This window comes from Yokenella regensburgei (assembly GCF_003634235.1).
In the GTDB taxonomy this organism is placed as follows: domain Bacteria; phylum Pseudomonadota; class Gammaproteobacteria; order Enterobacterales; family Enterobacteriaceae; genus Yokenella; species Yokenella regensburgei.
The window spans coordinates 914,516-938,201 of record NZ_RBIZ01000003.1 but is presented as its reverse complement, the minus strand read 5'-3'; the positions used below and the strand labels follow the sequence as shown (position 1 = coordinate 938,201).

The following is a 23,686-nucleotide window of genomic DNA, read 5'->3' as shown; positions in this document are numbered from 1 at the left end:
GTGCCTGAAATGAAGCTTTTTGCTGGTAACGCCACCCCGGAACTAGCACAACGTATTGCCAACCGCCTGTACACTTCACTCGGCGACGCCGCCGTAGGTCGCTTTAGCGATGGCGAAGTCAGCGTACAAATTAATGAAAACGTACGCGGTGGTGATATTTTCATCATCCAGTCCACTTGTGCCCCCACCAATGACAACCTGATGGAACTGGTTGTTATGGTCGATGCCCTGCGTCGTGCTTCCGCGGGCCGTATTACTGCCGTTATCCCTTACTTTGGCTATGCACGTCAGGACCGCCGTGTGCGTTCCGCTCGTGTTCCTATCACAGCCAAAGTTGTTGCTGACTTCCTGTCAAGCGTTGGCGTTGACCGCGTACTGACCGTTGACCTGCATGCTGAACAGATCCAGGGCTTCTTCGACGTACCGGTAGACAACGTATTTGGTAGCCCAATCCTGCTCGAAGATATGCTGCAGCTGAACCTGGATAACCCGATTGTGGTTTCTCCGGACATCGGCGGCGTGGTTCGTGCTCGTGCGATTGCCAAACTGCTCAACGATACCGACATGGCTATCATCGACAAACGCCGTCCGCGTGCTAACGTATCTCAGGTGATGCATATCATCGGTGATGTTGCTGGCCGTGACTGCGTACTGGTTGATGACATGATCGATACCGGCGGCACGCTGTGCAAAGCGGCAGAAGCCCTGAAAGAACGTGGTGCTAAACGCGTATTTGCTTACGCGACTCACCCGATCTTCTCCGGTAATGCGGCAAACAACCTGCGCAACTCCGTCATCGACGAAGTTGTGGTTTGCGACACTATCCCGTTAACGGATGAGATTAAAGCCCTGCCGAACGTGCGTACTCTGACGCTCTCTGGCATGCTGGCCGAAGCGATTCGTCGTATCAGCAACGAAGAATCTATCTCTGCTATGTTCGAACACTAATCGGGCGTCGCTCAAGAACCCGCTACGGCGGGTTTTTTTATATATGTTGCCCATTTGTATGATTTATTAATTATTTTATTTTTTGCCTCCTTCACCTGCCCTCGTGACAGATGATGCGCTCATGGATGAAAACATATTGTGAATAAATTCTCGCAAATTATGCCTTTCCGCGCTCTCATCGATGCCTGCTGGAAAGAAAAATACACTGCGGGTCGCTTTACGCGTGACCTGATTGCCGGGATAACCGTTGGGATCATTGCCATTCCGCTGGCGATGGCACTGGCTATTGGCAGCGGGGTTGCGCCGCAGTACGGCCTGTACACGTCGGCGGTGGCAGGGATTGTCATCGCGCTGGCCGGTGGCTCACGCTTTAGCGTTTCCGGGCCGACGGCCGCGTTCGTGGTGATCCTCTACCCGGTTTCTCAGCAGTTTGGTCTGGCGGGGCTGCTGGTTGCCACGCTGCTTTCCGGGGTGTTTCTCATTCTCTTCGGCCTCGCTCGTTTTGGCCGCCTGATTGAGTACATTCCGCTTTCCGTTACCCTCGGGTTTACCTCCGGTATCGGGATAACGATCGGCACCATGCAGATTAAGGATTTCCTTGGTCTGCAACTGGCGCATGTCCCGGAGCACTATCTGCAAAAGGTCGGTGCGCTGGTGATGGCCCTGCCGACCATTAACTACGGCGATGCCGCGATTGGCGTGGTGACGCTTGCCACGCTTATCTTCTGGCCGCGCCTGGGGATCCGCCTTCCGGGCCACCTGCCCGCGCTGCTGCTTGGCTGTGCGGTGATGGGCATCGTGAATCTGCTCGGTGGACACGTCGCGACCATCGGATCGCAGTTCCACTATATGCTGGCGGACGGCAGCCAGGGGAACGGCATTCCGCAGCTGCTGCCGCAGCTTGTTCTGCCGTGGGATCTGCCGGGCTCGAGCTTCACGTTGAGCTGGAATTCGCTGCATGCGCTGCTGCCGGCGGCATTCTCAATGGCGATGCTTGGCGCGATTGAATCCCTGCTCTGCGCCGTCGTGCTCGACGGCATGACCGGCACCAAGCACAAAGCAAACAGCGAGCTCATCGGTCAGGGAATGGGTAACCTGGTGGCGCCGTTCTTCGGCGGTATCACCGCGACTGCGGCCATCGCCCGTTCGGCGGCGAACGTCCGCGCCGGGGCAACCTCACCCATTGCGGCGGTGATCCACGCCCTGCTGGTTATTCTCGCGCTGCTGGTGCTGGCACCGCTGCTTTCCTGGCTACCGCTTTCTGCCATGGCGGCCCTGCTGCTGATGGTAGCCTGGAACATGAGTGAAGCGCACAAAGTGGTGAACCTGCTGCGTCGTGCGCCGAAAGACGACATTATCGTGCTGCTTATCTGTATGTCGCTGACGGTACTGTTCGATATGGTGATTGCCATTAGCGTGGGTATCGTACTCGCTTCCCTGCTGTTTATGCGCCGTATTGCGCGGATGACGCGCCTGGCGCCGGTGAACGTCACCGTACCGGATGATGTGCTGGTGCTGCGGGTGATTGGCCCGCTGTTCTTTGCTGCCGCGGAAGGGTTGTTCAACGAACTGGACACGCATATTACCGGAAAGCGGATTGTGGTGCTGAAATGGGATGCGGTGCCGGTACTGGATGCCGGTGGCCTTGATGCCTTCCAGCGTTTCGTCAACAAGCTGCCTGAAGGCTGTGAGCTTCGCGTCTCCAACCTCGAGTTCCAGCCTCTGCGCACCATGGCGCGAGCCGGTATTCAGCCTATTCCGGGACGCCTCAGTTTCTATCCTGACCGCGACGCCGCCCTGGCCGACCTGAGATAAACTAACGGCTCCCTCGGGAGCCGTTATCAATTCAGTTAGCTGTGATGGTGTTCGTCACGACGGCAGCGCTTGTCGTAGTGGCGTACCCACCAGTAACGGTCTGCTACGCGCTCTTTGCCACCGACACGTGCGCCAGCGAGCCAAAGAATAGCGCCGATGAATATACTGAGTACCGCTCCATGAGCGAAAAACTGCGGCAGGTCGAGCTGCGGCAATTGGTTTAGAATTGAGTAACCGACGCCAACAACCATGACCACTAATCCTAAACCCATGAGCACGTTACCGAGTAACGAAGCGTTTTTGCGTTTCATATGTCACCTCCGGAGCTTTGGGTCGAAAGGGAAAAATATCCCTGTTCCTTGTGTGTAAAGTATAGACAACGGTAATAAAAGGGACTGCGGGAGTGATCACAATTACAAACATATGAGTAACAAAACTTTACAAATAAGTGGCTGAACAACTTGAAATTCTAATGGTAACGCATCGGTATAATTCATCTGTCCTACCGCTACGCTGCCAGAACTTTGTCAACGGCCCTCGCAGACAGTACACTACGCCCCGAATATCGACCCATTCAGGAATACAAACGTGACGATTAAACTGATTGTCGGCCTCGCCAACCCGGGTGCCGAATATGCCGCTACGCGCCACAACGCGGGCGCCTGGTATGTGGATTTACTGGCAGAACGTCATCGTGCCCCACTTCGCGAAGAGGCGAAATTCTTTGGCTACACCTCACGCGTGAACCTTGCCGGTGAGGATGTTCGTTTGCTGGTGCCTACCACCTTTATGAACCTGAGTGGTAAAGCCGTCGCGGCAATGGCTACATTTTTCCGCATTAATCCGGACGAAATTCTGGTGGCTCACGATGAACTGGATCTGCCGCCGGGCGTGGCAAAATTTAAACTTGGCGGCGGCCATGGCGGCCACAATGGTCTGAAAGACATCATTAGCAAGCTTGGCAATAACCCGAACTTTCATCGCTTACGCATCGGAATCGGCCACCCGGGCGATAAAAATAAAGTTGTTGGCTTTGTGCTCGGCAAACCACCGGTTTCTGAACAGAAGCTGATTGACGAGGCGGTGGACGAAGCGGCGCGTTGTACTGAAGTCTGGCTGAAGGACGGTCTCACCAAAGCCACCAACCGCTTACACGCCTTTAAGGCGCAATAAACCACGTGGGGGCGGCAATTTGCCCCGCTGCCGTGTATAATAGGCGAAGTAATTCAATTTTCTGCAATCTGTTTGCTATAACAGGTTGATTACCAAAAGATTAAGGTGATTTAAACATGGGATTCAAATGCGGTATCGTCGGTTTGCCTAACGTTGGCAAATCCACCCTGTTCAATGCGCTCACAAAAGCGGGTATTGAAGCGGCGAACTTCCCGTTCTGTACTATTGAGCCGAACACCGGTGTCGTGCCGATGCCCGATCCGCGTCTGGACAAGCTGGCTGAAATCGTCAAGCCGCAGCGTATTCTGCCGACCACCATGGAGTTCGTGGATATCGCCGGCCTGGTAAAAGGTGCTTCTAAAGGTGAAGGCCTGGGTAACCAGTTCCTGACCAATATCCGTGAGACCGAAGCTATCGGCCACGTTGTGCGCTGCTTCGAAAACGACAACATCATCCACGTAAATAACAAAGTCGATCCGGCTGACGATATCGACGTTATCAACACCGAGCTGGCGCTGTCTGACCTCGATACCTGTGAGCGTGCGATCCATCGCGTGCAGAAACGTGCCAAAGGCGGCGATAAAGACGCGAAAACCGAGCTGGAAGCGCTGGAAAAATGTCTGCCACAGCTGGAAAACGCAGGCATGCTGCGTGCGCTGAAAACCCTGACCGACGAAGACAAAGCGGCTATCAAATATCTGAGCTTCCTGACGCTGAAGCCGACCATGTACATCGCGAACGTCAACGAAGACGGCTTCGAGAACAACCCGTACCTCGACAAAGTGCGTGAAATCGCCGCTGGCGAAGGTTCTGTCGTGGTGGCCGTATGTGCTGCGGTTGAATCTGATATCGCCGAGCTCGACGACGAAGACCGTGACGAGTTTATGGCTGAACTGGGCCTCGAAGAGCCGGGCCTGAACCGCGTGATCCGCGCAGGCTATGAGCTGCTGAACCTGCAGACCTATTTCACCGCTGGCGTGAAAGAAGTTCGCGCATGGACCATCCCGGTTGGCGCAACTGCCCCACAGGCCGCGGGTAAAATCCACACCGACTTCGAGAAAGGCTTTATCCGTGCTCAGACCATCGCCTTTGACGACTTCATCACCTATAAAGGTGAACAAGGCGCTAAAGAAGCCGGTAAAATGCGTGCCGAAGGTAAAGACTACATCGTGAAAGATGGCGATGTAATGAACTTCCTGTTCAACGTCTAAATATAATTTGTTGTCTCGTGAGGTCTTAATTAACCTCATGAACGACACAATAAATATAAAATCCACGCCATGGCGTGGATTTTTCATTTCACAGAGTCTCAACACATCTCGTAACAACGCAGTCAAAAATGAGTACATGAAAGAAAAACTCTATCGACTCAATCATTTCAACGGTCTCTACCTCGAAGTGGAACCAAATGGTAAAAAAGCCTACCGCTGTCGATTTAAACTCAACGGTAAATCCAGCATGTTTGCGAAGGTCAAACTTGCCGAAGCCCGCGAGAAATGCGAGCAAGTCGCAGATGGTGATTGCTGGATCAACTGGCTGTGGAAAGCAATGCTAAAGGCATTGAGGTTCTGGCCCAGATATCACCGGTAGCCTGGCAGCACATTTTGCTGAACGGACATTATACCTTCCAGAGCAGCAATGAGATTATTGATCTGGATGCGCTGGTCGCCGGGCTGAGACTAAGATAACAGAAAAATCTGGGGTTCCGGTGTCGCCCCCACTCCGAAGCGTGTCTGCCTGCCCGTGCACTTCTGAAGCGCAGTCGGTTGCCACACAGAATGTATTTGTACGGGTCAGTACGCAAAAATTCCTTCATCAGCACGGTGAAGTCCGGCTGCTCCGCTTTTTTCCGCGCCTCCATCTGCAGGGCTTCATACACTCTCGGCAGCTGTTTCGCGCGCTTACAGTTGGGCAAAATCCGTAGTAGCGCATTATCTTAAAATGTTTCGCCTGGATATGGCCGATGTATCGCCCAATCATCTCTTTCTGCGTCATCGTCTGTTGCCGGTACCGCTTTGTATGGTGGTTGTAATAGGGCCTGAAGCCCAATTGTACGAAAATGCGCGGCAAGTACATTTTTAAATCAGGTAGTGACTGGGATAACAGCTGTGCCCGCACTTCATATTCCTCTTTTTTGAAAGAAATCTGCGAAAAAAACATTATCATGGATGGAAGCTAACATCCTTCCCATTCACTAAACCTATAATTAGGTGATTTCAATATGATTAGTATTTTTAAAGAAAAAATAAATATTCACTCTGACAATTTACAAAGTGCCATTAATAAAAAAATAAACAATACATCGCTATCTAGTAAGTCGCTGGAAAAATTAGTGAGCATAGCAAATACTCAGTATGAATTTAAAAATGGAGAGGCTGATTCTATAATCAGAGATATCCCTTGCAGTACTAATGTGAATTATGTACAAATTTCAAAACTAATCAAGGAAATAAAAACAATTAAACCTGCCAAAGATGATTCATTTATTAATTCTCGAATTCATTCGTGGAAAGTTAATGCGGGAAAATTGTTAAAAACAAATTACAACCCTGAGGAGGGAAAACAAGCATTGGGTAAGGGATCAAGAGGAACTGTATATAAAGATGGTGAATCTATTATAAAGAAAACGAAAAACTTAACACTAAATGAAATTTTTCATGAAGCAAACATGTGCAACGAATATCATATAAAAATACAGAGTTCTAAAAAATCAGCCACTATAGTAGAAAAATGTATTGAAATGCCATTCATCAACGGCAAGACCCCAAATTTCCAGGACACACTAATAGGAGTTAACGATCTATTTAAACATGGTTTTTTTATGGGTGATGCAAAACCATCTAACTTTTTGAAAACTCCAGAAGGCAGCGTGGAACCCATAGATTTCGGACTTGTATTTAAGCGTGATTCATTAGAATTCATTGATGCTGAAGTGAAAAAAAACATAATCTCCGACTATCTTAAAGGTGGATTCAGATACATTCCAAATGAAATTAAGAAAGAGTATCATTCATGCATTGTAAAATTGGATGATATTCTTGGGAAAGATAGCCCTACAAGAAAGATAAATGTTAAAATACTATCAAAAGCAGGTCTTTAAATTATTCATATGAAAACCATCATGTTTTCATCATACAACCGAACGGCCAACGCCTGTTTACCCTTATTCAGCACCTTTGGCCGCTCACCTTTACGCTCTCTTGCCCGGGCAACCTAAAGCCCGGCGTGGATTTTTTTTATAAATATGGCGAATTCTACAATTGCGAGTCAGGAAGAATAGCCGGTAATACAGTCTGCCAGGCTTGAAGAATACGGTGCAGCGTGTTGGTATTTTTCACACCTATCTTATTTAACCCTCTTATTGTATGCGCGCTAACGGTCTTTTCGCTGATGCTAAACATCTTGGCAAGACGCTTACGATTAGAGACTTTGTATAACGCCTTAATTATCATCTCTTCTCTGCGGGTCAAAACGGCCATTCTCTCGTCATCTAAGTTCTTTTCAATACTCGCTTGAAGGCGACAAGTATATGCTTTGAGAGTAGCATTTTTGCCTAACAAGGAACCTCTACAATATACCAGAGCACTGAATGGATCATTAATATCTGCATGACGTAATTTATCACCATGAAAAATATATACGCACTCGCTGCCCGTATCAAAAACTATCATCCCGGAGACATCATTGATATTAAGTGTTTCGATTAATGAACGTACACCAAGAATAAAATAATTATCACAGGAATAAATCTGCACAACACCATCCGTTCTCTAGCTGAAATGTTTGTTAAAAGGCCTGCTAAGCAGGCCTTGTGTATATCGACAAAGCGGGGAGTTAGTTGGGGCGCATGAAGACCGGTTTCGGCGGCACGCCCGGAGGACAATGGTCCAACAGAGCCGTAAATGCTGTCAATGCCTCATCTTTTTCTTTATTACGCATCGCTATCTCTGCTGGGGTAGTGGCAAGCATTAGATTTAAATCAAAATCAAATGTTTGTGCGATACCCATAATCCCAACAACGCTAGGGTCGTGTTGACGGCTCTCCATATTGATGTTTGCTAAAGATATTTCTTTATATGTACGCATGACTGAAAGTAACGAAATAAATTTATCTTTATTCTCCCGTCCGTTAGCATCAGATGAATTAAATTTACATCCAAAAATCTTATTTACTTCAGCTTTGTTATCCTTATTGGCCACCAGTGCCCTGCGCTCTTCTGGTGAGAATTTATTTTCCGCCAGCGTTTGCCCCATCCATTTCTTGATCAAGAAACTTGCTTCAACATTATTAATTTCATCACTTTTGATCGCATCAAAAAATGCAACCGGGTCGGTCAAACGTTGATTAAATTCGCTAATTTTGATCGCTGGACTCTGTCGAAACATACCATTTATAGAACCAGGATCAGCTTCCATTTTGCACATTAATTCCTGACAGAATGTCCTCGTGTCGGCTACTGAAATAGGGTTAAGCGTTGACACAGGCGGTGTTGACGCAGGAGCTTCAGCAGCCGAGGGACTCATCCTCTCGCTAAGGCGATGGAAACCTGCAACGACCGCGTCTTTCATCGTCACCAGCGAGTTGTATACTTTTGTCACGCAAGAAAGAAATCCCTGCTGGACGCTATTCATGGCATTCCCTGCGGCCGTGGCGGCTTTGGCGCTCGCGCTTGCCATCGCCTGGTACAGTTCAGCAGGCGGAATCGGCATTGTAATCATTACATAGTTTCCTTATTAATTAACTGTCGCCCTCCCCATGTTCAGGCGACATTGAACAAACTGCGTTATGCACTTTCCTGCACGTGCTGGATAATATCCGCAACGGTCAGACTGCTACTGATATCTGACTCCGGTATCGTTACGCCTATCTCTTCGAGTCGCATAAGGAGGTCTATAAGTTCAACGGAGTCCATTGCCAGGTCGGTGATTAAACTGTCCTCCAGTTTAATATTTCTTGGTAGAACGCCGTTAACCTGATAAATGAGGTTAGCCACCAGCGAAGCTACCGTTTCATCAATAACTGAGTCATTCATGGTTAGTATCCCATTGCTCGCGTAGGCGTCTGAACTCAGCTAACTTTTCCTGAAAAGGAAGTGGTTCTTTGTCCTGCTCAATTCTCTTATTTTCCAGAGCATCAAATTTAGATTGATCTCGTGGCTTTAACCTCGACAGCACCGCGTTCAGTTCGACTGAGTCAGATTTAGGAACGAAACTCACCGGTTTCGGGTCCCTGTTCCATGAATTCACAGTGCGTACCGTTGTGTAAACATGGTCGTTGCCAGACCTATTCCCTGGCATATTTACGGCCGCAGCATTAATTCGCGTTGGCTGAAAGCCATCAGACGCAGATTTACGGCTGACCTCTTCACCATCCTTGCGAGGCATTCCGCCATCCGTTGAATCCATGCCTGGATTGGCGGTTTTGATACTTGCTGGCGCCCTGTTCGCTGCCGAAGCGTCATTTCGCACCTGAGAATTTAGGGGTAATTCAGGTTCAGGTCTTATCTGGCTATCCGGTAAGCTCTTCTCAATATCATGTTCCGCGGTTGGTTTTGCCTTTTTCCCTTCAGAAGCCACGGCACCATTTTTATCCAGGTGAGCGAAGACTGAAGGAGACCTTTGCTTTAAAGCTTCAAACTTATCCGCCAGCGTCACGACTTTTCCGCTTGCCCGCTCAGGTTGAGTCTCTGCCCCAGGGGGTATGAAATGCGTCGGCGTTGAAGATCTGCGATTCAGCGGATCGATGTTGCGTGAAGTGGTGTAAATATAATCACCGCTTGATAAAGAAGTGCGGCCGGATGTTTCCTTTTTCTCGCGCAGTACGACGCTATCGATGTTGTCCGCTTCCAAATTATGCGCATCCTGCTTTTTGGACGCCTCACCGTCGACCGCCGTCTTCAGCCTGTTTTGTTCAACCACAATGGTTGACTGTTGCTGAACTTTGGGCTCAGGGCCAAGGCTCGCATCGTTAACAGTTTCCGTGTCAGGCGCACCCTCAGTTTGAGTAGCGATGCTCTTTAATGCAGGCTTTAGTGTCTGGGTTTCAATTTCCCGCCTGGCAACGTTGTGCTGCGGAGTGTCCACAGCCTGCTCTGCCTTGTAGCCCTGTACGCCAGCCAGATTTCCAAGGAAGTTGCTACCGCCTCCAATGCCGGCATTAAACAGGTCTTTAATTAGCCCCACCTTTTCAACATTGGTAAGCCCGGAATCGAGAATGTGCTTAACAATCGTAGAGTTGGAGTCTGCAGGCGTGGTATTCGACGCACCAACTGAGTGGCTAATATCGCCAACACTTCCCCCCTGGCTGGTGATATTGAGGGTAATGCCTCCCTGCCCTGGCCCGGTTGGAATAAATACTCGTTGGTTATCTGCACCACCGTCGTAGTTAGGATTCAGCGTCTCCGGGCCTTTTGGCGCAGGCATCACCGGCTCCGCATCGTAATTCGTCAGCGTTTTCGAAATAGCGGCACAGTCATTGACGAAAAAGTTCAGCTTCTGGGCCATCGTTTCCCATGGCTGATCGGGTTGTGTCAAACCTTCCACGTCGTGCTTTAGCGTAGATTTGCAAACATCCAGACATTGCTTGAAGATGGCCTTGTCGTGAGTATCCACTGACTTCGCCTGGTGATGATCTTCCCAGGCTTCCATGCAGTGTTCAATACACTTGTTGATCACCTTCTCAAAAGCGCCCGCACCGTATTTTGAAACCAGGCCTGAGAGTTCTTTTGCTACCTTCCGTTCTTTATTTTCATTGCCATTAGCTTCGGCAAGTTTCTTACAAACTTTATCAAGCTTGGCTCGATCTTCTGCATCATCGCTGTCCTGTACATCCTTATAGATAACACCGATAAGCGTCCTGATCTTATTTCCTTCTGGGCTTAAATCCTTTTGAAGGAAGTCAGCGGGAAGATTTTTTTGCGCCTCATGCAAAACAAGCTCTTTTGCATTAGCGGTCTGATGCGGCTGTTGTTTAAAGAGAGCTATTGGATCGTTTCTACCTTCTGTAACCAGATTGATAAAAGCGGGCCTCTCGGTCGCGCATGCAGAGCTATCCATGCCTCTGGCATTGATGGATTGAATATCCTGTCTGACTGCACCATTAATAGATCCAGGCATAATAATAACTCCTCTACTGTCCTATGTTTTTACTTTGATGCAGGGCATAATGCACCGGGTAAGGAAATTTAACAGCCGCTGAAAGACCGTTTTTTTTGGCTTATCACTCGTTTCCCGATAGCGACCTTGTATTTCAGGCTGCTCGATTAAAGCTTGTTCGGCACGGTCATTATTGTGCGAAGAAGTTTGTTTTAGGGCATCAGCTCGCATATGAAAATAATAACGTTGTGCGGCACAAACCCCCTCACCGGGCAATGAATGATGTTCTTCTAATGATGAGGCATAGCCAAAATGGTCTTTAAAACTGCCCTGTGAGCTGTTAGACGAACCACTATTCGTACGTCTTAAAAAAGTGTCTGGCTCCGCAAATCTAACCTGCAAGCCCGAAACGTGGCAGGCAAATGCACCATAGGTTTCATTTACTCCCTGAGTCAGATAAATATCTTGTCTTAAACTTTCTTGCGATGCGAACCTGTAGATGCTGTCCATATAACCCACTCAGCAAATTTTTAACCTAAGGCTTTAAGAACGTCTTTTGCACTTTCCGCCAGGGAGGCGATCGCACCACTCAATACTTTATTTAAATTATCGAAGGTACTATTTGCCTGGCTATAACGTTGGGCAAAAGCCTGCATATTACTTTGCAGGGCACTGCCGCCTGCATTAAAGGAGGCAAGCCAGGCCTGGTAGCTGGCAGTAGAAACTTTGCCACCGCTAATACCTGATGGATAATCAGGTGCGGCGCTGTACTGATCGAGGTTGAATTCGATTTTACCGCTATCGTTTACTTTAAAGGCAGGCGCAAGCGTGGTTTCCATACTTTTACGCTCTTCCGGCGTCATTTTATCCCAGTTTTTTACGCTACCCAGATCGATACCGTTAACTTCATTCATGAAGTCTTCATACCCTTTTTTCATGACGGACGTATCGAATTTAACATTATTACCGTCATCACCTGTGGAAACGGCTTTGGATGCCGCCCCCTGTACGTGCGTATTATAAGCTTCGTACATTTCCGTATACTTCTGCATCAAATCGGCATAGAAATCTACGTAATCGCCTTTGATTTCTTTAATGGCGAGGGCCATTCTTGCCCACAGCTCGGCATAGCTAGTATGGGTGGAAATTTCGTCATCACTGCTCTTCGGCTCCGGTGCAGGTTCCTGCACCGCTCTTTGTTTCTCAGCCAAAAACTGGCTTAACGAATAGTTGGCCTTAGTACGATTTGCTACGATCTCACGCTGGATATCCGATAACGCCTGAGCGCTACTCTTTACACGCTGTTCCTGATTGGCGACCATCTCAGCAACGTCATCCGACGGTTGCGCGCCGTCACTGGCCGTTTTGAGGTGCTCTAATGCGGCAAGCAGTTTGCTGTTATTAAAATCTTCGCCGCTGGTATCCAAACCATACTGACCAAGTAGTGCCCTAATTTCATCAAGCTTATCCGCCTTATTAGGGGTATCCAACTGGGCAATAAGCTCTTTTATTAGTTTCGTATTCAGTTCCGAAGTTGAACCTGTGTGGGTTTCAGCCATCGGCGCAGACTGGGTAGCGTTGGTAACAGCGGGATAATAACTAACGGTGTTGGGTACAACATTATTTACGTTCAGCATTGCGTAATTCCTTTTGAGCAACGTATGCCGGGTATCCCTGCATACGTTGCTTATTCTTCAGATTTAGCGTGTACGTTCCGCGATGGAAGATACCGCGCTGTTATTAGCGTTGAGTATGGTGTCGGTCATGCTTCTGATGGCCGCATTGGTCTCAGCGGCCTTCTTGGCCGTTTGACTTTGGGTATTGGCCAGTTCGTTGTTAACATCACGGTCGGCACGGGCCAGCTCTGCCTCTTTCTGCTTCTCAGCAGCTGATACGCCAAATGCCCCTTCAACAGCTCCCTGCCCGGAACGAATGCCCTGGTTGGCGTACTCGGCAGTAATACGGCTCTTCTGCGTCGCAAGCTGCACCGAATTGTGGGTATCACGCTTAAGCGCGCTGGCATGCATATCAGCGGCCTGCGGATGTGCCATGGTAGCCTCAACATCGCCGGACAGCTTTTTGTTCTGATGAACCATGGTGTCTTTACCACTCTTAATCGCGGTCTGATGCTCGCGAACGCCAAGCTCAAGGTTGCGGGCCGGCTTCAGATTCTTGGTGATGGAAGTGCCTTCTTTATTTAGCGCCTTCATCTGGGTCGCGGTCGTTGCTCCCTGGCCTGCAATACCCAGCGCGCCGGAGGTGATTGCCCCGTTGAGATTCTGTCGAGCAGCCTCAATGGTTTTATTACCTGCACGAGCCGCCGCATCTACGCTACGGTTTGTTGCCGCCGCCGCCGCTTTGTTGGCATCTCGTTCAGCATTTAGCATTACGGTGGTGATGGTATTGCTCACCTCGAGCTGCTTCATAGAACCCACAACGTTGATGAACCGTGGGCCTGCTGCATCTGCAGCAGTGATATCAGTGCCGCCTTCAACAGCGGGCTGTGAACGAGCTTGAACAGCGGAAGACGAAGCATTGCTCACGGTTGACTGACTGTCACTCTTACCAATATCTGCAGATTTATTATTTGGCTGCGTAATATTGATCTGTGACGTTAATATTCCAGGCACGGAGGCTGCCAGGCGCTCTGCTTTATTTGCATCCCCTTCCCCTGCGACGGATAATTTCACAGCTTTAGCCGGGGTATCAGTTTCAATATCTCCCCCTTTGCGTTTCTGTGCTGCAGATGACGCATGGGTTGTATCGGTACGCAGACTCTGCTTTTCCATCATCAACGACAGCATGCCCTCTTTTTTTGCGAGATCGGACATGTCCTGGACATTTCTTTTCTCTTCCTGAATGACAACATTTTTTGTTTCGACCTGAACGTCCTGCACTCGTAAATAACGTTCTGACGAACCAGCGTCAATAATTAGATCGGACATAATTGATAAAACTCCTTTATATTATTGCGGGTAAAAGTAGTCCCGCCGTTTATCCGGCAACTGCACTCATTTGTTTAGTAATATATTTACCAGCCTGCGCCTGGTTTTCCGCAACCGTTGAGATATTGCGCACAATCTCACTGACCGATTCCATTCGATGGGTAAAGCTATCGATGGCGCGATTCATCATTTCGTTAAGCAAATCCTGAAGTGCTGCGTCCTTCATCATTTCAGCTCTGATCTTCGACGCTTCCAGCAACATACTGGCCGTAACAATCCCGACAGCCGCCTGGCTTGAGGTATTGACCACGCTCAGGCCCACCACCGCCTTCTGGCTGTAGTTAGAAACTTTGGCCATTTGCAGCTCGTCTGCACCCAATGAACGGCCAAAACCTTTACTCAGCCGCTTAATGACCTGGCCGATAGCACTGTCCATCAATTTTTGCATGGTAGATTTTGTCGCCTTTTCAGCCACTTCTTGCGCTACCTCTTCCGCAACTTCCTTCACCGCGGTGCGCACAACGTTTTTGGTGACGTCCTTAACGACCTCTTTTTCCACTTCAACAGCAACATTTTTGGCCATGGTCTTACCGGCTTCTTCTGCCACGTCGACACCAATCTTTTTCATCACCGTGCCAAAAACTTTGCTCATCACGCTACCCGCCACCATTACGCCGGCGACGAGTACCGCCGCCGCCGCGATCGCCCCGAGGATTTGTCCTACCATGTCTGCCGTGTCTTTATCGACGCCGAAAGATTGAAGAATGGCTGAAAATATTTTGCCCATCATCTCCATCAGCGGTTTCACGACTGCATCCATCAGCGGCTGCATCGCGTCGGCCATAAATGAACGACCGGTCACGGCCTGGCTTATCTCATCACCAATCGCCAGCGCCAGCCCAACGGCCGCCAGTGCCAAAGAAGCGCCGCCAGTGAATGCCGCAGCGGCAAAACTGACCGCCGTAACAATCCAGCCCAAAATCTTGCCGATGCAGCCCATCGTCTTCTGCATTTCTTCAGCTTTACGCACTTCTTCTTCGTATTCCTTGGCCTTTTTCTCCGCGTCCTTGGCCGCTGCTTCTGCCAATTTTTGCTTCAGCTCCGCCGACGCCTGAAGGTCGTCGCTGGAACTTTTGTTAATCAACTGCGCCATCAGGGCCATGAGGAACGTCAAGGTTTTAGACTCTGCATCTGCCTCCTTACGCCGCTGTTCAATGGTGCTTTGCTGCTGTGGGTTGAACGAATCAACCATCTTCTGCGACTTAGCCTGCGTCGCTTCTAATGCCGATCGGGAGCTTTTCTCCGCAGCTATTGCAGGATTCAACGTATTATTAGCAAAGTGGTTATAGGCGGTTGTGGCCTGGGTGAGGTTAGCCTGCGCAGCGTTCACCGCCGTTTTAGCAGCATCAATCTTGCCCTGCAGTTCTTCAGAAACCGGGTCTTGTTTAGCGGCTTCAGCCTCAAGTGCCGCTAATTTTCTTTGCGCGTCATCAAGCGCAGATTGGGCCTTTCCGACATCCTCTGAAAGCGCATCCGCCTGCTGTTGCGCAGCCTTAAGGGCGTCCGCATCGCTTGCCCACTCCTTCCCTTGCTGCTCTAACTGGGCTGCCATCTCGGAATAGGCATTCGCGGCGCCATCCATCATGGCGTTGATGCCCTGCAGCTGGGAGAGCAGGTTACTTATCGACGTTTCATTCGTGAGCTGCATGACTTTCCCGAGCAATGCCGTCGCCCAGGCCGAAGCAGAAAGCTTCGCTTCGCTGCCGCTTTTTACCGCAGCGTGCTCGCGGCTCGCCGGAGACTTAAGTTGAGGAATGTCCTGGTTATCTAAGTTCGTTCTTGGGGTATTCCCGTTGACGGTATTGATAGTCGATTTCAAAAGCTTGAGCAGTTGGTTGGGCTGCAGGGTTTGCAGCGCGCCCTTAACTGAATTCAGCTGTGGATGATCTTTTAGCTCCGCATTGCCAAGGCGTTTTGCCTGTACGGTTTGTTTTTTTAACTCAACATCGCCCGCTTCCATCCCCGCTTGATGTTGATCTACCGGCTCTTTGGTCGCTTGCTCCAGAATGACTGGCTGCGCCACCTGCCTGATTATCTCCATAATTATTCCTCATTAAGTTTCTCCTCTTCAGGAGTATCGGTCTTGTCATTATTTATTTTATTAAGTGCGGAAATGTAGGCTTTCGCCTTTTCACTTAATAACTCATCTTTACACCTGCTAATAACAATATCGAAGCATTTTCGAGCCTGCACACCCTGTCGCAGCATCAGGTTACATTGCCCCGCATAAAACATCGGCCGGTAGTCCTCTTTCGATAAGGAATAAGCAAGCGCATAAAATTCGATGGCTTTAGCATAATTCTTTTTAAGCTGATAGACCGCCGCAAGGCCCATTGCATATTCAGGATTATAAAAATCATAAATACACAGAAAGCGGAACAGAGACTCGGCATCGTCCAACTTTCCATGATGATAAAAATCATACGCTAGCTTATAAACGTCCTGCATAGTGTCATTAGGAACGGCATAAACGTCCTTAAGCGTCGCTCCGTTCTGAATAGCATCCAGCAGGCTTTCAGCATAAGCATCGAATTGCTCATCACTTTTAAATTCTTCTTCATCGTTGAGTAAATCCAACATATTTTTATTAGCCATTGCAACCTCTTTCCTTATTAATTGTTAACATCTAAAAACAGCCAATTAAGCCAAAGGTGAACAGTGAAGAAGATATAATCATCATACTGTTGCGCCCCGATAGTTAATACAAAAAAACCGCACAGGTGTCCGCTACGATTGGCCCGTTGGCGGTTGCTGATTTTCCAGCAATGTAGATTCGGCCTCCTCGTCAGCCGTCGCCATCTGAGTCATGCCCGCGGTTTCAACCTGACGCAGCCAGATAAGAATGTCCATAACGTCAATCAGCACGTCGTCATTTAGCGAAATGAAACTGTACTGGCTATAGGTGCGATACAGCCTGCGGGTCAGCGGAATATTGCGTACTACCGGCACGCCAATTTTTTCCGCATAGGCAATCGCTGCTTTGGCCTTCATATTGGTACAACGCAGGGCAATAAAGGGTAGCGATGCCACTTCCGGGTTAAAATAGATAGCCATCGCGATATGTGTTGGGTTTGCCATCACCACCTCGGAATTTCTGACCGCCGCCATTTCCTCCCCGGAAAGTATCTCCTGGTGCGCTCGCCGCCTGGCACTTTTAATCTGTGGATTGCCGTCGCTCTCTTTACGCTCCTGTTTGACCTCATGTTTATCCATTTTGAGATCTTTGAAATGGAGAAAATATTCAACGATAAAATCTGCAATCAGCACAAAAACAGACCAGCCGATAAACACCAGCACGGCCTTCAGCGTCAGCGAAACCCAACAAGCAATAAGCCCGGCAATATCGGTCCGATAAAGCGTCAATGCCTGGCGAAGGTCGTTGTGAATCAGACTGTAACAGGTCGCCGCAAATACAATGAGATAGCAAACTGATTTCACCAGCTCTTTTACCGTACGCATACTGAAGATCTTTTTTACCCCTTCCACCGGGTTTAGCGCCTTGAAATTTAGCTTGATGGCTTCAGTTGCAATAGAAAAACCAGTCTGCAGTAAGGTTGCGGCCATACCAACCAGCGCACAGAGCGCAATAAATGGCAGGCTAAGCAGAAAGAAAATTCGTATTAAGCCCATGAGGAAATCATTTATTCCAATCTGCGTGCTGTACAGCAGGGTCATGGAGTAAAAATGGGTAAAATCACTGAAACTCATGCCATAGGCCAGGTAAAAAATCCCGGCCAGCAGTATCACCGTGGTAATAAGATCCTTACTTTTAAAAGTCTGGCCCTTTTTAGACGAGTCCCTGCGCTTTTTATTGGTAGGCTGTTCTGTTTTTTCTGCCATAGAAATATTTCCTCAGGGAAGGAATTGCTGAAAACCTGAAAGCGAGAACATGTGCAGCGGCTTCTCAGACAGCGAGTGAAAGCCGTAGAAAAGGAAAACTGCGAAGGCGATAAAGCTCTTAATGGTTAGAGACAATGAAAAAGGGTTGAGCTGTGGGCAATAACGCGCAAACACGCCGAGCAAAATTTCGGCGATCATCATCACTAACATTACCGGCGCAGCAAGGAGAATACTGTTTTGCATTAATACCACCAGCAGATGTCCGGCCTGTTCCCAGTGAACACCGTCTAAGGAACTCCCTCGTGGAAGCATTTGATAGCTTTGCACCATCACTTCCAGAAGCAGCCGCATGCCTCCACTGGCAAAAAAAATAGCGCCGAAGGCAAAGTTTAGAAAACCCGATAATATCGAACTTTGCACCCCGTTAACTGGGTCGATACTGTCACTTATTGTCGCGCCGCGTTGGTTATCAAGAATTTCACCAAGGCCAATGACTACCCAGAAAGGCATACACAGCGTAAACGCTAAAATTAACCCGACAATACATTCTTTAATTATAATGATAAGCCAGCCCTGCTCCGGATATAATATCGTTTCAAAACAGGGCCAAAGACCGATGATCGCCAGAGAGATAAGCGTGTTTTTAATAATCAGATTTGATAGAACCCGTTCGCCCAGCACCGGCAGCATATAAAAGACGATCGCCAACCGCGCGTAAACGATGACAAAAGTCAGCACGCTGTGCTGAAAATTAAGATAGAACGCCACAAACAGCATATATTTTCCGTTTTAACGAAAAGCCATATAAAAAGCCTGAGTGGCGAAATTCATCATTTCGGCCGAAAACCACTCCATTAGCATAAAAATGCTGGCAAATACAGCCAGCATTTTCAGCCCAAAAGGCAGCGTTTGTTCCTGAATTTGCATGATTGTCTGAAACAGGCCAACGATAATGCCAACGATGGTAGCAAAGGCGATAGGCACCGCCGTTAGCTTTAGTACAACTAGCAGCGCGGAATTGCCAATAAATAATACATTACTCATGATGTCATCAGATCGGCATACTGGGCGATCAGTCCTTTAGTTAACATACTCCAACCGTTCATTGAGACGAACAGAATGAGCTTAATAGGAATCGAGATGGTCACCGGGCTCATCATCATCATCCCCAACGCCAGTAGGATGCTAGAAACCACCATATCGATGACCACAAACGGGACGTAGAGATAAAACGCAATTTTAAATGCGCTCTGAATTTCGCTTAGCGCATAGGCTGGCATCAGTGTCATGAGCGGCAGGTCCGTTAATTCATGGTCCTCCACTTCAGGCTCCGGCTCACCGGTTCTTTGCTGCTGTACTTTATTAAAAAACCGGATTAAGTCATGATCGGAATAATTCACCAGATAAGCCCGGTAACTTCCCAACCCCTGATCCATAAGTTGAGTTACCGAACTGCTGTCATTGAAGTCAATATGATTTTCTTCTATATAGCCGGAAATTTTCTGACACACAGGCATCATGACAAAAGCGCTTAGAATAAGCGCCACACCATTTAAGGTTAAGGTCGACGGTACCTGTTGGATCCCCAGAGCATTGCGCACCATCACCAGCACGATGGAGAACTTAATAAAGCAAGTTCCCCCGGCAATAATAAAAGGCAATAAGGTAAAAAACGACAATAGCGCAATTAAAGAAATATCATTACTCAACATCAGGCTGCACCCTGTTACCTGGCAGAGTGGGGTTCACGTGATTAACCTCAACCGCCAGTGATCCATTCTCCAGAGCCACCAACTCACCGCGGGCAAATAGCTTTTTGTTGAGGTAAATTTTAATATTTTGTTCCGCCTGTGGAGTCAGCTCCAATGACTTGCCCGGCGTTATTGCATCTAATTCCGCCAGGGTCACCGTCCGGCCATCCAGCACAAATTCAATATTGACGGGCAGGCTGGTCCAGTCGTGCAAAACCTCATCTTCATAATATTCCTGGTAATGCTCTTTTAACTGCTCTTCCACAATAACCTCCTGATTAGGGTAATAACTCAGTTTAAAAAGTCGTCGTTTGCCTACCGCCAGATGGGACAAGTTCTGTTTTATCAGCAGCAAATCCCCTGCTGCCACGTCTGCTAACTGGGCAAGAGAAAGCTGGCTGTATCCCAGCACGTAGTTCAGCTGGAAAGGCACCTGATTGGCAGAGATGGCCGGCACATGCAATGCACGCTCCCCGCTCGGTGGCCAGTCAAGGCACAGCAACTGGCAAGGCTCTGCGGGGATCGCAAGCGCCTTTTCCGGCAGGGCGCCTGCGGGTAACGTAATTTGTGCCGCATCCCACACCTGCTCCTCGATCAAAAAGCTCAGTTCGAGATGGTTTAACCAGCGTGCCAGATAGTTGAGGGGAACCTCCGACCATGGGATGTCAGGCAGGTGGACATCCATGTAGCCGAGCCAGGCGTCAACGCTAAGCCAGGCCTGCGCCCGGCTACCCTGCTTATCCTCAAGCTGCACCTGCAGATAGCACTCTTGCCTGCTAAACCCAACGATCTCGCTGCCGGGGTGATGGTTACGCAGCAGTTCAAGCGCCAGTTGGCGGCCGTCAAGCTTGCGTAAATGACCTCTCAAACTCATTCCTGATCCTCATCCTGCTGTTGCTGCTGCCGGCGCTGCTGCTGTTCATCTCGCTCCTGCTGTGGGCGCAGAAGATCGGGGCTGAGACCTGTCAAATGGCCCATATTACGGAGCAGCACATCCGCTGCACGAGCATCAGAAGGAAGCAAAGTGACATTCCCTTCCCGGCGAGCTTCGGTTGGCACCGAAATTCTGACCGAATGGTCGCCAGACCAGCGTTGAAACTGGTAGTTCACTTCGAGCATCTGGCCTTCGTTTCCGCCTTTCACCCCGCTTCCCAAACCGGCCTGAGTTTTCAACTGCTGGAGCGTTGCGGGGCTATTTCTGCTTTGTGCCGCTGCTTCGCCCTGCTTTGGCACCACGCTATCCAGCTGCTTCTCCCCCTGCCAAAACGGTCTTACTTCGCCAGAGTCTTCCTTTATCCGTAACGGCTTTTCCTGGCGGCCCGCTTCAGCCGCCGGGGGAGATACAGTGACGATGACCGGGTTTACCAGGGCGGCAGCCTGAGAGTGCTGAGCCGTTGCGGATTGATGAAGTTTTGTAACCGCGTCTATGAACGTATTTGTTGCAACGTTTACGGCTACAGGAGTGGTGGATGGTCCCTCGGACCTGGATGCACTTGCCGCAGCCTTGTTGCTTAACGGGTCGGTGACCCCGCCTTTTTGGACGATGACGGAGTTTTTGCCTGTATTCGCTGTAGCCATCTGGCCAGTAAAGGCCAACGCCACCTGCCGGCGCAGGCCATCGCCCTTCTTCGTCTGGCGTGGATCTGCGGCAAGGCTCAAAGAGGCGCTAGCGACTTCTTTAGCCGCCTGCTTTTCGGTTTTATGCAGGCCTCCCCCCTGTGCTAAGGGAGTCGTTAACCGAACCAGAGCGCCAGGCGGTAGCATGGCGGCCAGCGAAATACTCTCGCCACCCTCATTCTGTTTTTTCTTTTTCGCTATATGTTTTAGCAGCGCGTTGTCATCCGGCGTTGAATCCCCCTTCAACGCAACGCTCATACTGACTTCAGAAACTTTTTCTACCATAACCCGCAATCTCCTGAATTTCGTTTTCTGCATCATTGTCGCAGCGGCGTATATATTCGCGGCGCAGCGGCTGTAAATAATAAGAAAGTTTGTAGTGCTTTTTATCCAACAGAATCATTGCGGCGCGATGCTGCTCAAGTTTGTTCTCCAGATTATATTTTTCATTTTCCAGCTGATTTATTTTATGAAGAACCAACTGCTGGTGAGTCAATAAAGCTCCCTGTTGCCTTATTCCCTTATAAATATCCGCACGGCTGTGTAAACCGGAAGGGGTTAACATTCTTATCTGCTGGTTAATATCCGCGCACTCCTGCTGATACTCAGCAATTGTCAGCCTTATTTTCGCTAATCGGTTTTCCGTTTTTACGATATCGCCCTGCAGAATCTGTTGTTTGCGCTCCAGCAGGGAGACAAACTCACACCCTTTACGCCACGCTTCCATGTAAGCTCTCCAGACAGGCCTGCATGCCGGTTTTTTCGTCCATGCTTTGTTGGAGAAAAGCTTCCATCTGGTTTTTGCGATCAAAAGCGGCATCGTTCTCCGGATTCTCGCCGCGCCGATATTCGCCGAGATCCAGATAGAGCTGCATCTCTTTTTGACGTACCAGATATTCACGAAAGCGTTTTGCTAGCTGACGGTGTTCCGGGTCGGTTACCTGTAAAAATACGCGGCTAATGCTCTGCATAATATCAATCGCCGGATAGTGTCCCTTCGCGGCCAGTTTTTTGCTAAGATAAATATGCCCGTCAAGAATCGAGCGGACCTCATCGCCAATGACATCCGACTCCTCCTCATTTTCAATCAGCACCGTATAAAAGGCAGTGATGGAACCGGTTAAAAAGCGTCCAGGCCGCTCCAGTAATTTCGGCAAAGCCTCAAATACGGATGCCGGGTAGCCCCTTCGGGCGGGCAGTTCTCCCATGCTTAGCGCCACATCACGCAGCGCTCGCGCATAGCGGGTTATCGAGTCTATAAACAGAAGTACGTTTTTACCCTGCTCGCTAAAGAACTCGGCTATCGTCGTGGCAATCTGCGCCGCGTTGCAGCGCTCAACGCAGGAACGGTCTGACGTTGCGTAAACCAGCACGATCTGTGAACAGCGCGACGAACGCTTCAACTCTTCAACAAACTCGGTGACTTCACGTCCACGCTCGCCAATAAGCCCGATGACGTAGATATCCGCTTCGGAATGTTCAACGATCATGCTCATCAAAGAGGTTTTACCGCAGCCCGCCGCAGCAAAAATCCCCATACGCTGTCCCTTGCCGCAGGTCAGCAGACCATCAATTGCCCTGACGCCGGTCGCCAGAGATTTAGCGATAGGCTTGCGCTGGGTAAAATCTTTAGGCGCCCCGCAGGCCTCCAGGCTTTGCGCACCGGTCAAACTCTGCTGCACGGCGTTGTCCAGGCGACCGCGAACAGTACCGGTTGCGTCAATGATTGCCCCGGCGATATTTTTATGAACATCGATACGAAAAGGCTTGCCGGTCGGCAGCAGGACATTGCTGCGTGAAAAGCCCTGATTATCGTTAAGCAAGCTCAGTAACGTATGTTCCTTATTGAACCCAATCACCTGGGCCGTCCCCAGCACTTCGGGTTCAAGTAATGATTTCTGAATCTCGCATATCTCACCGATGCGCGTCCCCGGCAAATGTGCTTCAATCACATTTCCCTGAATACGTAACGGGTGTGCCAGATGAACCAGGCATTGGGCTACCATTGTGTGAACCTCAGTAATTAAACCAGTACGGTACGGTATTCCTGCAAAATACACAGGTAGTTATCCAGCATTGATAAAAAATCATCCGGCGCCTGCAGATATTTTTCTTTCACCTGAGCACGCAGTTCAATATTGCCGTCAACGGGGTATAGACACGGCTGTCCGGTGTAAAAATATTCTTCGTTATGATTCAGCATCAGCGGCAATAGACTCGTGCTGCAATAGCTTAAAGAGGCTGGAGCCTGCTCAACAATTTTTGCCCACACCCATACTTCATCATCTTCACTTCTGACGTGAATAGTTGGAATATCATCTTTCATATTCAGAGAGATGGTTGAGTGGTTGCTCAGATCGCTATCCAGGATATCAGCCATTCCGGCATCGTTAAGCATGGTGGAGAGCAGTGCAACAACGTCGTATTTCATTTATTACCTCA

At 49.2% G+C, this 23,686-nt stretch carries 24 protein-coding genes and 2 pseudogenes; 6 read left to right on the top strand and 20 right to left on the bottom strand.

Going from position 1 to position 23,686, the window contains the following annotated elements; genetic code table 11:
* Together prs and dauA are read left to right on the top strand one after the other, a co-directional pair.
* Nucleotides 1–948 (top strand): ribose-phosphate diphosphokinase, encoded by a 948-nt coding sequence (gene prs, locus C7387_RS04725; protein WP_038257154.1) that lies wholly within the window; start codon nucleotides 1–3, stop codon nucleotides 946–948.
* A gap of 138 nt (nucleotides 949–1,086) precedes the next feature.
* Nucleotides 1,087–2,763, top strand: a complete 1,677-nt coding sequence (gene dauA / locus C7387_RS04720; RefSeq protein ID WP_120816193.1) for a C4-dicarboxylic acid transporter DauA — start codon at nucleotides 1,087–1,089, stop codon at nucleotides 2,761–2,763.
* 35 nt (nucleotides 2,764–2,798) lie between these two features.
* On the opposite strand, the gene ychH is transcribed toward dauA, so the two are convergent.
* Nucleotides 2,799–3,074 (bottom strand): stress-induced protein YchH, encoded by a 276-nt coding sequence (gene ychH / locus C7387_RS04715; protein ID WP_006820260.1) that lies wholly within the window; start codon nucleotides 3,072–3,074, stop codon nucleotides 2,799–2,801.
* Between the two features lie 277 nt (nucleotides 3,075–3,351).
* Between ychH and pth the strand changes: the two genes are divergently transcribed.
* From pth to C7387_RS23310, 3 genes and pseudogenes are all read left to right on the top strand, one after another.
* Nucleotides 3,352–3,936, top strand: a complete 585-nt coding sequence (gene pth, locus C7387_RS04710; protein WP_006820261.1) for an aminoacyl-tRNA hydrolase — start codon at nucleotides 3,352–3,354, stop codon at nucleotides 3,934–3,936.
* 116 nt (nucleotides 3,937–4,052) lie between these two features.
* The gene (ychF, locus tag C7387_RS04705; RefSeq protein WP_120816192.1) at nucleotides 4,053–5,147 is read left to right on the top strand and encodes a redox-regulated ATPase YchF; all 1,095 of its coding nucleotides are present in this window, start codon (nucleotides 4,053–4,055) and stop codon (nucleotides 5,145–5,147) included.
* Between the two features lie 37 nt (nucleotides 5,148–5,184).
* Nucleotides 5,185–5,454: pseudogene (locus C7387_RS23310) on the top strand (Arm DNA-binding domain-containing protein); the annotation flags it as partial.
* Between the two features lie 202 nt (nucleotides 5,455–5,656).
* Here C7387_RS23310 and C7387_RS23340 read toward each other — a convergent pair.
* Nucleotides 5,657–5,970: pseudogene (locus C7387_RS23340) on the bottom strand (transposase); the annotation flags it as partial.
* A 298-nt stretch (nucleotides 5,971–6,268) separates the two neighbouring features.
* Between C7387_RS23340 and C7387_RS04690 the strand changes: the two are divergent.
* Nucleotides 6,269–7,036: a hypothetical protein gene (locus tag C7387_RS04690; protein WP_120816191.1), complete on the top strand. Its 768-nt coding sequence runs from the start codon at nucleotides 6,269–6,271 to the stop codon at nucleotides 7,034–7,036.
* Between the two features lie 154 nt (nucleotides 7,037–7,190).
* Here the strand turns inward: C7387_RS04690 and C7387_RS04680 are convergent, their stop codons facing one another.
* The 18 genes from C7387_RS04680 to C7387_RS04600 form a co-directional block, all read right to left on the bottom strand.
* On the bottom strand, nucleotides 7,191–7,691 hold the full coding sequence (locus tag C7387_RS04680) for a LuxR C-terminal-related transcriptional regulator (protein WP_134436805.1): 501 nt from the start codon (nucleotides 7,689–7,691) through the stop codon (nucleotides 7,191–7,193).
* Between the two features lie 79 nt (nucleotides 7,692–7,770).
* Nucleotides 7,771–8,655 (bottom strand): hypothetical protein, encoded by an 885-nt coding sequence (locus tag C7387_RS04675; RefSeq protein WP_006820268.1) that lies wholly within the window; start codon nucleotides 8,653–8,655, stop codon nucleotides 7,771–7,773.
* A 65-nt stretch (nucleotides 8,656–8,720) separates the two neighbouring features.
* Entirely contained in the window at nucleotides 8,721–8,969 is a 249-nt protein-coding gene (locus C7387_RS04670; RefSeq protein ID WP_120816189.1) for an acyl carrier protein, read from the bottom strand.
* Entirely contained in the window at nucleotides 8,962–11,052 is a 2,091-nt protein-coding gene (locus C7387_RS04665; protein WP_120816188.1) for a hypothetical protein, read from the bottom strand. Before C7387_RS04665 ends, C7387_RS04670 begins: the two co-directional genes overlap by 8 nt.
* 21 nt (nucleotides 11,053–11,073) lie before the next feature.
* Nucleotides 11,074–11,541 (bottom strand): hypothetical protein, encoded by a 468-nt coding sequence (locus tag C7387_RS22855; RefSeq protein WP_147424892.1) that lies wholly within the window; start codon nucleotides 11,539–11,541, stop codon nucleotides 11,074–11,076.
* 20 nt (nucleotides 11,542–11,561) lie between these two features.
* Entirely contained in the window at nucleotides 11,562–12,668 is a 1,107-nt protein-coding gene (locus C7387_RS04660) for an IpaD/SipD/SspD family type III secretion system needle tip protein (protein WP_051860988.1), read from the bottom strand.
* A 63-nt stretch (nucleotides 12,669–12,731) separates the two neighbouring features.
* The gene (locus C7387_RS04655) at nucleotides 12,732–13,976 is read right to left on the bottom strand and encodes a type III secretion system protein (protein WP_120816187.1); all 1,245 of its coding nucleotides are present in this window, start codon (nucleotides 13,974–13,976) and stop codon (nucleotides 12,732–12,734) included.
* A 49-nt stretch (nucleotides 13,977–14,025) separates the two neighbouring features.
* Nucleotides 14,026–16,077, bottom strand: a complete 2,052-nt coding sequence (sctE, locus tag C7387_RS04650) for a type III secretion system translocon subunit SseC family protein (protein WP_006820273.1) — start codon at nucleotides 16,075–16,077, stop codon at nucleotides 14,026–14,028.
* A gap of 2 nt (nucleotides 16,078–16,079) precedes the next feature.
* Complete coding sequence (gene sicA / locus C7387_RS04645) at nucleotides 16,080–16,631, bottom strand: type III secretion system translocator chaperone SicA (protein ID WP_120816186.1); 552 nt, start codon at nucleotides 16,629–16,631, stop codon at nucleotides 16,080–16,082.
* Nucleotides 16,632–16,763: 132 nt separating this feature from the next.
* Entirely contained in the window at nucleotides 16,764–17,876 is a 1,113-nt protein-coding gene (locus C7387_RS04640; RefSeq protein ID WP_120816185.1) for an EscU/YscU/HrcU family type III secretion system export apparatus switch protein, read from the bottom strand.
* Between the two features lie 12 nt (nucleotides 17,877–17,888).
* Nucleotides 17,889–18,653 (bottom strand): type III secretion system export apparatus subunit SctT, encoded by a 765-nt coding sequence (sctT, locus tag C7387_RS04635; protein ID WP_120816184.1) that lies wholly within the window; start codon nucleotides 18,651–18,653, stop codon nucleotides 17,889–17,891.
* A 12-nt stretch (nucleotides 18,654–18,665) separates the two neighbouring features.
* Nucleotides 18,666–18,920 (bottom strand): type III secretion system export apparatus subunit SctS, encoded by a 255-nt coding sequence (gene sctS, locus C7387_RS04630; RefSeq protein ID WP_006820278.1) that lies wholly within the window; start codon nucleotides 18,918–18,920, stop codon nucleotides 18,666–18,668.
* Complete coding sequence (locus tag C7387_RS04625) at nucleotides 18,917–19,588, bottom strand: EscR/YscR/HrcR family type III secretion system export apparatus protein (protein ID WP_120816183.1); 672 nt, start codon at nucleotides 19,586–19,588, stop codon at nucleotides 18,917–18,919. Before C7387_RS04625 ends, sctS begins: the two co-directional genes overlap by 4 nt.
* Nucleotides 19,578–20,501 carry a FliM/FliN family flagellar motor switch protein gene (locus C7387_RS04620; RefSeq protein ID WP_120816182.1) on the bottom strand — a complete coding sequence of 308 codons (924 nt, stop codon included), beginning with the start codon at nucleotides 20,499–20,501 and terminating at the stop codon, nucleotides 19,578–19,580. Before C7387_RS04620 ends, C7387_RS04625 begins: the two co-directional genes overlap by 11 nt.
* Nucleotides 20,498–21,529, bottom strand: a complete 1,032-nt coding sequence (locus C7387_RS04615; protein WP_158592516.1) for a SpaN/EivJ family type III secretion system needle length determinant — start codon at nucleotides 21,527–21,529, stop codon at nucleotides 20,498–20,500. Before C7387_RS04615 ends, C7387_RS04620 begins: the two co-directional genes overlap by 4 nt.
* Nucleotides 21,510–21,971 carry a hypothetical protein gene (locus C7387_RS04610; RefSeq protein WP_006820282.1) on the bottom strand — a complete coding sequence of 154 codons (462 nt, stop codon included), beginning with the start codon at nucleotides 21,969–21,971 and terminating at the stop codon, nucleotides 21,510–21,512. Before C7387_RS04610 ends, C7387_RS04615 begins: the two co-directional genes overlap by 20 nt.
* The gene (sctN, locus tag C7387_RS04605; protein ID WP_006820283.1) at nucleotides 21,955–23,250 is read right to left on the bottom strand and encodes a type III secretion system ATPase SctN; all 1,296 of its coding nucleotides are present in this window, start codon (nucleotides 23,248–23,250) and stop codon (nucleotides 21,955–21,957) included. The genes C7387_RS04610 and sctN overlap by 17 nt, the downstream gene beginning before the upstream one ends.
* A gap of 17 nt (nucleotides 23,251–23,267) precedes the next feature.
* Nucleotides 23,268–23,675 (bottom strand): InvB/SpaK family type III secretion system chaperone, encoded by a 408-nt coding sequence (locus C7387_RS04600; protein WP_120816180.1) that lies wholly within the window; start codon nucleotides 23,673–23,675, stop codon nucleotides 23,268–23,270.
* Nucleotides 23,676–23,686: the final 11 nt, after the last annotated feature.